Source organism: Mucilaginibacter aquatilis, assembly GCF_009755275.1.
In the GTDB taxonomy this organism is placed as follows: domain Bacteria; phylum Bacteroidota; class Bacteroidia; order Sphingobacteriales; family Sphingobacteriaceae; genus Mucilaginibacter; species Mucilaginibacter aquatilis.
Map to the genome: position 1 here is coordinate 180,079 of NZ_WQLA01000002.1, position 12,759 is coordinate 192,837.

Below are 12,759 nucleotides of genomic sequence, written 5' to 3' on the forward strand. Positions count from 1 at the left end.
TGCCCATCAGGAGGGTTTTGAAAGCTTTAGAGATGCTAGGTATTGCAGTGGCTTAACACCATATTCTTCCTGAAAACATTTGGTAAAGTAGCTGGCCGTACTAAAGCCTACCCTATCGGCAACATCGGCTACGCTTAATCCTTGCTCCAATAATTCAGTAGCCCGCTTAAGCCTTACAGAGCGTATAAAGTTAGTTGGTGTTTTACCAATAATGCCTGTAAGCTTACGGTATAGTCCAGTACGGTCCATGCCTATGTCTTTACTTAGTAATTCAACTGTATAGGCCGGATTGTTAATGTTGTCCTGTACAAACTTCAATGTACGTTCTAAAAACTTTTCATCAGCTGCCGTCATCAGGTTGCCGTTTAACACGGAGCCCTCGTTGTTTTGTACATTATGCTGCAGCCTTCGTTCTTGTTGCAACTCCAAAAGCCGGCGCATGTTAATAAGCAGCATCTCCATGTTTAACGCGTTCTCTTGATCTTTAAGCGGCACTAATGCTTCATCAGATAGTTGGCTTACTGACTGCTGTACATCAAGCACGTTAGCATATATTAGCGCAAGCTGCTGTTTTAAACGCCCCTCATCAACTTGCTTAATTAATGTATTTAGCGGATGGACGACATGGCTTAAAGGCTCATTAAGTTCGGCATTAACGTTTTGCAAGAAAACAGCTTTCATACTGTCAAAGTCTTCCTTTTGCTGGAGTATAAGCTTTGCACGTTTCCTTTTCAAATAAATGTAAATACTTAGTATACTAATGCCTGCAAGAACCAGTACATACAAAATATAAGCCAGTGGTGTTTTCCATAACGGTGGTTTAATTAAAATTTTAATTTGCGCATATTGGTTATTCCACTGATTATTATTACCTGCAGCGCGCACTTTAAAGTAGTATGTACCCGGTTGAACGTTTGTATAACTAAAATGCCCGTTTCCATCAGACGATTGCTGCTGTTGCTCATGTTCATCTAAACCAACGAGCTGGTAACGATAATAAGTTTGCGTTGGATTGACATAGTTGAGTGCCGAATACTCTAAACTTAAAAAGTTTTGATTGTAATTAAGCTTTATCTCCCTGGTTTGTTGAAGTGGTTGTTTCAAAACCACATTGTTGTCATATGCTGTATTTGCTTTGACATCATTATTAAATAATTGAACATTAATTAGCAACGGCGCAATTGGCTTTTTATAGAATGGTTTTGTGTTAGCAGGCAAAATGTTAAAGCCATCTATTCCGCCCCAATAGGTATTGCCGCTACTGTCAACATAGGCAGATCGTTCACAAAATTCATTTTTAATGATACCGTCAAGGTGATTGAAGCTTGATAGGGTGTATTTTTCATTGTTTTCATCACTTGAGCTAATACGCGTTAAACCGCCGGATGTGCCTACCCACATTGCACCGTCGGGCGTTTGTGTAACAGATTGTATAAAGTTGTTTATAAGCCCATTTGACGTATAAAATGTATGCGTTTTTTTAAGCGAGTTATTCCACAGTTGCAAACCATCTTGCGAGGCCAACCATAGCTGATTTCTTGCATCAACGGCTATTGCGTTATAATCCTTATCGCCTTGCTTCAACGTGATTTTACTGTCTTTAATGTCATAAACAAAAAAGCCACCATTGTATATACCGGCTAAAAGGTTCGGTTTTACAACTATTACCTGCTTAATTGATGCAAAAGAGAGTTGCTTACTCGCTCCTACATGGCTATATTTTCGTGTAGTTGTATTTAACCATCCAAAACCTTCGTTGCGAGTGCATAATATCAACGTTGAATCATTGTATGCAGTGATAGTGTTAATATCACCTGGAAGTGATGGTACAGATGCCAACTCCAGCCGTTGATTCAGTATGAAAAGTCCGTTTCCTGCTGTGGCAACCCAAATGTTGCCCGCCTCATCGGTGTATAATGCCGTACATTTTAAGTTTTTTGCCGAATGAAGTGGCTTTAGCCCTGTGTTGATTTTGTTATAAACGAACAGGCCTCTATCTGTACCAATAAGCAAATTGTCATTACCTAAATTGGTAAATGCTGTTACATTCAAATTATCAGCCTTACTCAAAGAAAACAATGACTTGCCTACATTTTTAAATTTAAACCGTTGAGGATGGTAGTAAAGCAATCCGCGGTTTAGTGTACCCATCCACATGCCACCTTGGTTGTCATGGTATATGGTACTTACTTCGGTTGTTATTTCTTCCCCATCAACCAGGCGTAAAGTTGGAATAAACTCTTTTTTAGCTAACTGGCTATCAATTTTCCACATGCCATCGCGGCCACTAACCCAAATATCACCACCTTGATCAACTGACAAATAGTTTAGCCAGTAATCAGTGCTCAGTACTGTGTTCCACTGTCTTAATTTAAAATTATAAGTCAGCATTGTTCCTCCGCCTGCACCATTGCGCAGCTGAAAAAACTGCTGCTTTCCGGGTATAACAAAGGAAGTGGAGCCGTATTTTAAATGTTGGCCCTGAGTTAAGGACTGCTGGCTGTAAATTCGCTTTCGCGAACTTAAATCAAAGCAAATAAGCATGCCCGACTGGTAAAACAAGTATAGCTTATTGCCAAGAACAGCAACATCGTATACTTTATATGCCATTCCTGAAAGCGATGATACTTTTTTAACAAAAATTTGCAGTTTTGCTTGTCCTAGTTGTGAAAAGTATAAGTCATCGTTTTGGGTAATGCACCATATACGGTGGTCATTATCCATAAAAAAATCACTTAAAGGGCTATTGATGCCTAGTGCAGCAACTGTTTTAGCAGGGCTACTAACGAAGCTATTATTTTCGGCATCAATAATATAAAGCTTATGCTGGTTTTTAAACCAAACCAATCCGTTATTGCTTACATATAAATGGTGAAAACCACCGTAACCAGTTAGGTTAACACTGTTGTTTTCAGTGTAATGTAGGTATTTGAACTTTGCACCGTCGTAAATGTTAACCAGCCCTTGTGCTACTATAGCCATGCGGCCATCCTTCAATTGAACAATGTTGCGCACCTGATTTCCTGACAGGCCATTGTTAACATTAATGGGTGTAAACGCATAATCAGGCGTAGCATTTACTTTTAACCAGCCGAGTAATACAAATAAAAAAACAATAAAAAGGCGCATACAGGCAACGCGTGGTTTATAAAACTGCAATATAAAATTACAATTTAACAACCACGGCAAAATGCCCCTTCCCTGTTCAATATAGTTTAATTGTATTGCTGCCTGAACTCAACCGGTGATAGATTGGTTTTTGACTTGAACAGCTTGCTAAATGATTGCGAATGTTCAAACCCTAAAGAATAAGCTACTTCGCTCACCGAAAGCCTGGTTGTTGATAGCTTTTCCTTTGCTTTTTCAATAAGCGTATGATGTATATGCTGCTGAGCATTTTGACCGGTTAGAGACCGGAGCATGTCACTCAGGTAATTTGGCGTTAAGCTAAGCTGGCCTGCCAAATACTGTACTGTAGGGATGCCCTGACTTAGCGAATCTTCATTGGTAAAGTAATCATTCAACAACTCCTCAAGCTGCTGCAGCAATGTGCTGCTAACGGGCTTACGGGTAATAAACTGGCGTTTGTAAAACCGGTCGGCATAGTTGAGCAATAACTCAATTTGAGCCATGATCACATTTTGGCTCAGGTGGTCAATACGGCTGTTTAGCTCCGTTTCCAGCATGTAAAATATGGTTTGAATAGTCTCGCGCTCCTGTTCAGACAAGTGAAGTGCCTCGTTAGTAGAGTAAGAGAAAAAGCCGTATTGCTTAATGTTTTTTGCTAACGGGTAACCCAAAAAGAAATCGGGGTGAATGAGCAACGTATATTGTGAGCAAACGCCGTTTTCGTTTTCATTTTGGCCTATTATTTGTCCGGGGGCAGCAAATAGCATCCCTCCTTCATCAAAATCATATTGGCTTTGCCCATACTTTAATTTACCGCTGAGCTTGGGTTTGCTTGATATTTTATAAAAGCTGAGCACATGGGATTGTGGCAGCCCAACCTGACCATGCACACCGTTAATGAGGCTAATAAGCGGGTGCTTAGGAGCCGGTAAGCCAAACACACGATGTGCATCACTCAATGACTCAAATCTGTACGGAAGATTGTCCTGCTTTTTCATAATTAATACTAATAACGTAAGATAACCGATATAAAAAATATCGGTTATCTGGAAGATGTATCAAAATATCTTAAACAATTCGGTATAAAGTTTACTCCATATTACCTTGTGCCGCATCAGCTACGTCTGCCCATGCTTCCCAGGTAGCTAAACGCGTAGCATAAACATCGCGCATTAGCGGTAATGCCTGGTTACCCAAAAATATGCGTAATGGCGGGTTTTCGGTGTCAACAATTTTAAATATTGCTTCAGGTGTTGCGTTCGGATCTCCCCTTTTGAAATTTCTCAGGGTTTCAAAAAAGTTGTTCTTGTAGTCTTCATAAATATCCATCCCTTCGGCAAATTTTAAAGATTCAGGCGTGCCAAATTCCGTTGCGTAAGCGCCGGGTTCAATAATGGTTACCTTAATACCGTAGTCTTTAATCTCTAAAGCCAAACTTTCGTGTATGGCCTCAAAAGCCCATTTTGATGATGCGTAGTAACCTATAACCGGCAAGGTAAAATGCCCAAGATTACTAGATGTACCCAAAATGTGCCCATGCCCTTGTTTACGTAAAATAGGTAAAGCAGCCTTTATCACATTAAGCGGACCAATTACATTGGTTTCATATAATGCCCTTACATCATCTGTGCTTGACTCTTCAATAGTACCAACCAGCGAGTAGCCTGCGTTATTTAATACAATATCCAGCTTGCCAAAATGTGCATATGCTTGTTCTACAGATTCCTTAGCCTCATTAGCATCGGTAACATCCAGTTTAAGTATTAATACATTTTCGCCAAATTCTTCTTTAAGCGCAGCAATACTTTCGGGCTTACGTGCGGTGGCGGCAACTTTGTCGCCACGTTTAAGTGCAGCTTCGGTCCAAATACGGCCAAACCCTCTTGATGCACCTGTTATAAACCATACTTTGCTATCTTTTTGTTGTTCCATAATACAATGTTGTTTTTGATAAAGCAAAGTTGGCCAAATGATGACGAGTGCTTGTAGCCTAATTGAGGGAGTTTGTAGCCAAAATGAGAATGATGTGAACGCTTAAACAAATTAGCTTAAGTGTTCACACCATAAAATACTTAGTAGTATTTCATTAATTTCCTGGATATTCATTTTGCAGGAGCCATTATCTCCAACCTAAAGCCGGTGCCACATGCTCTAAAATGGACGATAGCACATGTATATTGTAATCAACACCTAAGGTATTTGGAATGGTTAGCAGTAGTGTATCAGCCTCCTGTATAGCTTCGTCTGTGGCCAGTTCTTTAATAAGTTTATCAGGTTCGGCAGCGTAGCTACGGCCAAATACGGCTCTTTGATTGGCTTCAATATAACCAAAGCTATCTGATGCCTTACCTTGCTGACCAAAGTAAGCCCTATCCATATCATTTACCAGTGCAAAAATGGACCTGCTAACCGAAACACGGGGCTCGTGCTGGCGTCCTGCTTTTTTCCATGCCTCTTTGTACAATCGTATTTGCTCGGCTTGCTGAATATGAAAAGGTTTGCCATTTTCATCAAACTTTAGGGTGGAGCTTTGCAGATGCATACCATTCTCTGCCGCCCACACTGCAGTAGCATTTGATGCGGCTCCCCACCAAATACGATTGCGTAAACCCGGCGAGTGTGGCTCAAGACGCAACAGGCCCGGTGGATTTGGAAACATGGGCTGCGGATTAGGCTGTGCAAAGCCAACTCCTGATAGCTTATCCAAAAAAGCCAATGCTTTTTGGCGACCCATATCGGCGTCTGTTTCACCCTCGGCAGGCTCATAGCCAAAGTAACGCCAGCCCTCAATTACCTGCTCTGGCGACCCACGGCTGATTCCTAATTGCAATCGTCCGTTAGAAATTAAGTCGGCTGCGCCTGCATCTTCCACCATATACATGGGGTTTTCGTAGCGCATATCAATTACACCGGTACCTATCTCTATTTTATTGGTTTTTGCACCAACGGCGGCCAGTAGTGGAAACGGTGATGCCAACTGGCGGGCAAAATGATGTACACGAAAATATGCGCCATCTAAACCAATTTGTTCGGCAGCAACCGCCAGGTCAATTGATTGTAGCAGTGTATCGCCTGCTGTGCGGGTTTCATATGACGGATGGTTTGCCCAATGCCCAAATGATAAAAATCCTATGCTCTTCATCAATAATACTTGTTTAAACAAATATACACAACGTAATATCATTCATACGTCATCACTTATAAGGCTATTACGGCGTAGTACAAAGCAACAAAGCCACTACAATAATGCAGTGGCTTTGAATTTTATGCGATTAAGCCAAAATTTACTATTTAGCTTTTTTGTAAAGCTCAGCTACGTGGTTCCAGTTAATAACGTTCCAGATAGCAGCTAAGTAATCAGGACGCTTATTTTGGTACTTTAAGTAATAAGCGTGCTCCCAAACATCGATACCTAAAATTGGGGTACCTTTCACGGTAATTTCAGGAAGATCCATTAACGGGTTATCCTGATTAGGAGTTGAAGTTACGGCAAGCTTTTTATCAGCAGTAACAACTAACCAAGCCCAGCCCGAACCAAAACGGGTTGCACCAGCTTCGTTCATTTTGGTTTTCAATTCATCAAATGAACCAAAAGTGCTTTTAATAGCATCAGCAAGTTCGCCGGTAGGTTCGCCACCACCGTTGGGTGAAAGCAAAGTCCAGAATAAAGTATGGTTATAGTGACCGCCACCATTGTTGCGAACTGCAGCCGGAAACTTAGAAATGTGCTTTACAATTTCTTCGATATTGCTGTTTGCCTCAGGCTTACCTTCTAAAGCTTTGTTTAAGTTAGTTACATAAGCCTGGTGGTGTTTACCATGGTGAATTTCCATAGTAGCTTTATCAATGTGCGGTTCCAGTGCGTCGGTTGCGTATGGTAACGCCGGTAATTCAAATGACATAGTGACTATTTTTTTAAGGTTAAAAAAAGATGTATCCTCGCAAATATAAAGGGTTCAACCTCATATTTGTTCAGATTATTGTTAAGTTTTGTTTCGTTTGCTCCTGAAAAACTCGCGCACCAGTTCCGCGCATTCATTTTCCTTTATACCGCCGGTAATGATGGTTTTGGGATGAGTAACCTTTTGGTTAAGCCTGCCAAATCCAAGCCTGGCATCATAGGCGCCAAACACAATTTTACCTACCTGAAACCAATACGAGGCGCCAGCGCACATTACGCAAGGCTCCATAGTAACATAAAGGGTGCAGTCTTTTAAATACTTGCCGCCCAAGTGATTTGCAGCAGCAGTTAACGCCTGCATTTCTGCGTGGGCACTTACATCGTTAAGTCGCTCAGTGAGGTTATGGCCCCTCCCAATAATTTTTCCCTGGCAGGTAACAATAGCGCCAATTGGTATTTCATCTTCACTATAGGCCAGTCGTGCTTCACGCAAGGCTTCACCCATAAAAAATTCATCAGGCGATACGCTGCCTTCGTTATCGAAACTAATAAAACGCATTATATAAGTTTGCTTCCGTTAGGTACAGGTCTTTCAACTGTGGTTAATACAATATCACCATTTTCGTCGGCCAGGCCGGTAACTAAAAACTGCGACATAAAATTAGCAATCTGCTTTTCAGGAAAGTTTACTACACCTAGTATCTGCCGGCCAATTAGTTCCTCCTTTGTGTAATGTTTAGTGATTTGAGCACTCGACCATTTTTTGCCAAGGTCGCCAAAATCCACCCGCAATTGATAAGCGGGTTTACGGGCTTCAGGAAAATCTCTTACTTCCATAATTGTTCCTGCTCTTAACTCTACCTTTTCAAAATCGTTCCAGGAGATTGTTTCCATAAAGGCAAATATACATCTGTAAGTTTAATTACTCTTGCGATGAGAAATTATTAAGGCATAGTCAATCAAGCAACTTATTTGCAGGTTAAATACTTTACGTACCTTTGCGTTTAACTCATGGCAAACAAAGCAGTATTAGCAGGGGCAAGTGGTTTAACTGGTGAATATTTACTTAAAACTATTTTAAACCAGCCTCACTATGATGAAGTGATGGTAATAGTACGTAAGCAGTTACCTATTGAGCATAAAAAACTAGTACAGCTTATCATTGATTTTGATAAACTTGATGAAGTTGCTAAATCTATCAACGGTAACGTTTTTTTTTGCTGCCTGGGTACTACAAAAGCTAAAACACCGGATATTAAACAGTACCGCAAAATTGAGCATTACTACCCTGTTAAGTTAGCTCAAATTGCATCTGAAAATGGCTTTAAACAATTCCATTACATGTCATCAGTTGGTGCAAATAAGAATGCCAGCAGTGCATATTTAAAATTCAAAGGCCAAACTGAAAATGATATTCAGAAACTAGCATTTGAGTCTATACATATTTACAGGCCCTCGGTACTTACGGGCAAAAGAAAAGAGTTCAGATTACTCGAAAAGGTAGCTGGTTTAGCTATGAGATTAATAAACCCATTACTAGGCGGCAGTTTACAAAAGTACAAGAGCATATCTGCGGTAGCAGTTGCAATTGCCATGTACAAGCAATCATTAAAAACAGATGAAGGAACTTTTATATATCCTTCACATCATATAAAACAATTAGCGTGAGCACGTATTTATCAGCAGAAAATTTAGGTCATTCTTTTCATGACCATTGGCTGTTTCGTAACCTTACTTTAGGCATTAACCGCGGACGCCGCGTTGCCTTAGTTGGTGTTAACGGAGCCGGAAAATCTACCCTACTTAAATTACTATCAGGAAAAATAAATCCTACGGAAGGGAAGGTTGTATCACAGCGTGATCTTCGTCCTGGTTACCTGGAGCAAGACCCGATTTTTGAAAAAGGTCATACCATCAGTGATTATATCTTTCATAAAGATAATGTTCAACAACAGCTTATTTTGCGTTACGAGCAGTTACTGGAAGAGGAGCCTGATAATCTTAAAGCCATTGAAAAGATTACTGAAGAACTAAGTGCAGTTAACGCTTGGGAATACGAATATCAAATTAAAAATATCCTAGGGCGTTTGGATATTCACCATTTAGGACAACGAATTGATACCTTATCGGGCGGTCAAAAAAAGCGTTTGGCATTAGCTAAGTTGTTAATTGAAGATCCGGATATTTATGTTTTAGATGAGCCCACCAACCACCTTGACATAGACACCATTGAGTGGTTAGAAAAACTATTAACAGAAGGTGCCAAAACCATATTAATGGTAACACACGACAGGTACTTTTTAGATAATGTGTGTAACGAGATTGTAGAAATAGACCGTGGAAAGATATTTACTTACAGCGGCAACTATCAGTACTTCTTAGAGAAGAAAGCGGAACGTGAGGCAAACCTAGAAGTACAGTTTCAAAAGAACACTAATTTACTTAAAAAGGAACTCGAATGGATGCGCAGGCAGCCTCAGGCCCGCGGTACAAAATCACAGTCTCGTATTAATGCATTTTACGAGTTAGAAGATAAAACCAAAAATGCTGGTCCTAATGCTAAGGTGGAACTGAGCATGAAGACATCGCGCCAGGGCAATAAAATTATGGAGGTTAACCACATCGGCAAAACCTTTCAGGGGCGTACAGTGATTGATAATTTCAGCTATGTATTTAAGAAAGGTGACCGTATAGGTATTGCCGGCAAAAATGGAAGTGGTAAATCAACCTTACTAAATATTTTCACAGGACAACTACAACCCGATACGGGCAACATTGACAAAGGAGAAACTACGGTAATTGGTTATTTTAACCAGGCCGGTATGAACTTTAAAGAAGATGAGCGCGTAATTGATGTAGTAAAAAATGTAGCAGAATATATTACCATGGCTGATGGTAAAATGATTTCGGCTTCACAGTTGCTTACTTTATTCCTGTTTCCTCCATCACGTCAGCATGGCTTTATACGTTTGCTTAGTGGTGGCGAAAAAAAGCGTTTGCACCTGCTCAATATCCTGATGAAAAATCCTAATTTTCTGATACTGGACGAGCCTACAAACGATTTAGATATTGACACTTTAAATGTATTGGAAGAATTCCTTACCACTTACTCGGGCATTCTTTTAATGGTATCGCACGACAGGTATTTGTTGGATAAATTAACAGACCAGCTTTTTGTAGTAAGTGGTACAGGTGCTGTTGATTTGTATAACGGTAATTATTCTTCATTCCGCCTTGAACAAGAAGAGGCGAAGCAAGCGCAAAAACAAAAGCCGGTTGCAGTAGCTCCTACCCCAATTGCACAAGTTCAAAAGAAGAGTAAACTATCTTTTAAAGAACAAAAAGAACTGGAAACGGCAGAGGCTGATATTGCGAAAATTGAAGAGCAAGTCAAAGCACTTACTGAGCAGCTGAATACTATTACAGATCATCAGAAAATCGTTGATATCTCTAATAGCATTGAAAAGCTGAACAATAACTTGGAAGAAAGAACCATGCGCTGGATGGAGCTTACTGAGCTTAAAGAAAGTTAATAATGAAGACGTCGGATATCATAGCTTCTATTGGTGTAATAGTTCTGTTGATTGGATTTGCACTTAATTTATTCAAAAAAATTAGATCAGAAAGTAAAGCTTATGCTTTAATGAATTTTGTTGGGGCGGGTTTATGTGGTTATTCATCTTACTTAATTAGCTTTTACCCTTTTGTAATTCTGGAATGCATTTGGGCGTTTGTAGCATTAGTATCATTATTTAAAGTTCCACGTGGAACATAATATTACCGGTTGTAATTTTGTAATAGTTCCACGTGGAACATTGGAGGTTTAGATGTTTAAAAAATATGATGTAATAGTAGCTGGAGCAGGTCATGCAGGTTGCGAGGCCGCCGCTGCCGCTGCTAATATGGGTTCATCGGTATTGCTCATAACCATGAATATGGGCACTATTGCACAAATGAGTTGTAACCCTGCAATGGGTGGTGTAGCCAAGGGACAAATTGTGCGTGAGGTTGATTCACTGGGAGGTTTGTCGGGGATTATAGCCGATAAGACAACTATACAATTCCGCATGCTTAACCTGTCGAAAGGCCCCGCAATGTGGAGTCCCCGTGCGCAGAACGATCGTATGCGTTTTGCCGAAGAATGGCGCTTAGCATTGGAGGCTATACCAAACGTAGATATTTGGCAGGACACTGTCACTTCGCTTATTGTAAAAAACGAAACAGTTAAAGGTGTAAAAACATCATTAGGCGTAGAGATAGAATGTGACGCTGTAGTACTAACAAACGGGACCTTTTTAAATGGTGTTATACATATAGGCGAAAAACGTTTTGGCGGTGGCAGAACAGGCGAAAAATCGGCTACAGGTTTAACAGAACAATTGGTTGAGTTAGGTTTTGAGGCCGGAAGAATGAAAACAGGCACACCACCACGTATTGATGGTCGCACGTTGAATTACGCTGTAATGGAAGAGCAATGGGGTGACGAAAACCCCGGGCGCTTTTCATTTACAGACGTTGAAAGGCCAACCGAAAAACGTTGCTGCTGGATAACCTATACCAATTCCGCTGTACATGAAACATTAAAAGAAGGCTTCGAAAAATCTCCAATGTTTACCGGGCGTATTAAAGGATTAGGTCCACGTTATTGCCCATCTATTGAAGATAAAATCAATCGTTTTGCAGAGCGCGAACGTCATCAGATATTTGTTGAACCGGAAGGCTTCAATACAGTAGAAATTTATGTAAACGGATTTTCAACATCGTTACCGGAAGATGTTCAATACCGTGCTCTAACGCAAATTCCAGGATTTGAAAATGCTAAAATGTTTCGCCCGGGTTACGCAATTGAGTATGACTACTTCCCCCCTACCCAACTTGGGTTAACACTTGAAACCAAGAAAATAAGCAACTTATTTTTAGCAGGCCAAATTAACGGTACTACTGGTTATGAGGAAGCAGCATCACAAGGACTCATTGCCGGTATCAACGCTCACCAAAAGGTTCATGATAAACATGAACTGATTATGAAAAGATCAGAATCTTATATTGGTGTACTGATTGACGACTTAGTTACCAAAGGTACTGAAGAACCATACCGCATGTTTACATCACGGGCCGAACACAGGTTATTGTTACGACAGGACAATGCCGACATTCGTTTATCACCAGTTGGTCAAGAATTAGGCTTGATAAGTGATGAGCGTTTGGATAAAGTAAACCAAAAAATTAAAAACTCTGATGATATTGTGAAGTATGCCAAAACTAAATCAGTTGAGGCTGCCTCATTAAATTCATTGCTGGAAGAATTAGGTACTACTCCCCTATCGCAGAATGTTAAATTGGTATCGTTAATTGGAAGACCACAGGTTGGATTTGAAGATTTGCGTAAAGCTGATGCTTCGTTGAATGAATTACTATCAGCATATGACAAAGAAACAATTGAACAGGCTGAAATAAAAATCAAATACGAGAGTTATTTTGATAAGGAGCTGGAGATTGTTGATCGTATGAGAAAAATGGAAGACAAAGAAATTAATCCTGATTTCAATTACCAACAACTGCAATCTTTATCAAAAGAAGCGCGTGAAAAGCTGATGCGTATAAAACCGAGAACACTCGGTCAGGCATCAAGAATTTCAGGAGTGTCTCCTTCAGATATTTCTGTGCTAATGGTTCACATATCAAGATGATGTGAATTTGAGCAAAAAATCGAAAATTGCAATGAAAAA

11 protein-coding genes are annotated in these 12,759 nt (G+C 40.2%); 4 read left to right on the forward strand and 7 right to left on the reverse strand.

Features of this window, described 5'->3' with window-relative positions; all coding sequences use genetic code 11:
• Positions 1–6: 6 nt before the first annotated feature.
• The 7 genes from GO816_RS05315 to GO816_RS05345 form a co-directional block, all read right to left on the reverse strand.
• The gene (locus tag GO816_RS05315) at positions 7–3,129 is read right to left on the reverse strand and encodes a helix-turn-helix domain-containing protein (RefSeq protein ID WP_157540323.1); all 3,123 of its coding nucleotides are present in this window, start codon (positions 3,127–3,129) and stop codon (positions 7–9) included.
• An 86-nt stretch (positions 3,130–3,215) separates the two neighbouring features.
• Entirely contained in the window at positions 3,216–4,127 is a 912-nt protein-coding gene (locus GO816_RS05320; RefSeq protein WP_157540324.1) for a helix-turn-helix domain-containing protein, read from the reverse strand.
• 91 nt (positions 4,128–4,218) lie between these two features.
• Positions 4,219–5,061: an SDR family NAD(P)-dependent oxidoreductase gene (locus GO816_RS05325; protein ID WP_157540325.1), complete on the reverse strand. Its 843-nt coding sequence runs from the start codon at positions 5,059–5,061 to the stop codon at positions 4,219–4,221.
• Positions 5,062–5,248: 187 nt separating this feature from the next.
• On the reverse strand, positions 5,249–6,271 hold the full coding sequence (locus GO816_RS05330; protein WP_157540326.1) for an LLM class flavin-dependent oxidoreductase: 1,023 nt from the start codon (positions 6,269–6,271) through the stop codon (positions 5,249–5,251).
• 145 nt (positions 6,272–6,416) lie between these two features.
• Entirely contained in the window at positions 6,417–7,031 is a 615-nt protein-coding gene (locus tag GO816_RS05335; RefSeq protein WP_157540327.1) for a superoxide dismutase, read from the reverse strand.
• Between the two features lie 81 nt (positions 7,032–7,112).
• Positions 7,113–7,589 carry a nucleoside deaminase gene (locus GO816_RS05340; RefSeq protein ID WP_157540328.1) on the reverse strand — a complete coding sequence of 159 codons (477 nt, stop codon included), beginning with the start codon at positions 7,587–7,589 and terminating at the stop codon, positions 7,113–7,115.
• The gene (locus GO816_RS05345) at positions 7,589–7,924 is read right to left on the reverse strand and encodes a tRNA-binding protein (RefSeq protein WP_157540329.1); all 336 of its coding nucleotides are present in this window, start codon (positions 7,922–7,924) and stop codon (positions 7,589–7,591) included. The genes GO816_RS05340 and GO816_RS05345 overlap by 1 nt, the downstream gene beginning before the upstream one ends.
• Positions 7,925–8,041: 117 nt before the next feature.
• On the opposite strand from GO816_RS05345, the gene GO816_RS05350 reads away from it, so the two are divergent.
• Genes GO816_RS05350 through mnmG form a run of 4 tightly spaced genes read left to right on the forward strand, consistent with a single transcriptional unit; the run spans position 8,042 to position 12,720 of the window.
• Positions 8,042–8,698, forward strand: coding sequence for an NAD(P)H-binding protein (locus GO816_RS05350; RefSeq protein WP_157540330.1), 657 nt, complete (start codon positions 8,042–8,044; stop codon positions 8,696–8,698).
• The gene (locus GO816_RS05355) at positions 8,695–10,563 is read left to right on the forward strand and encodes an ABC-F family ATP-binding cassette domain-containing protein (protein ID WP_317163593.1); all 1,869 of its coding nucleotides are present in this window, start codon (positions 8,695–8,697) and stop codon (positions 10,561–10,563) included. Before GO816_RS05350 ends, GO816_RS05355 begins: the two co-directional genes overlap by 4 nt.
• Before the next feature lie 2 nt (positions 10,564–10,565).
• Complete coding sequence (locus GO816_RS19025) at positions 10,566–10,805, forward strand: CBU_0592 family membrane protein (RefSeq protein WP_449406777.1); 240 nt, start codon at positions 10,566–10,568, stop codon at positions 10,803–10,805.
• Between the two features lie 52 nt (positions 10,806–10,857).
• Positions 10,858–12,720: a tRNA uridine-5-carboxymethylaminomethyl(34) synthesis enzyme MnmG gene (gene mnmG / locus GO816_RS05360; protein WP_157540331.1), complete on the forward strand. Its 1,863-nt coding sequence runs from the start codon at positions 10,858–10,860 to the stop codon at positions 12,718–12,720.
• The last annotated feature ends 39 nt before the right edge of the window (positions 12,721–12,759 follow it).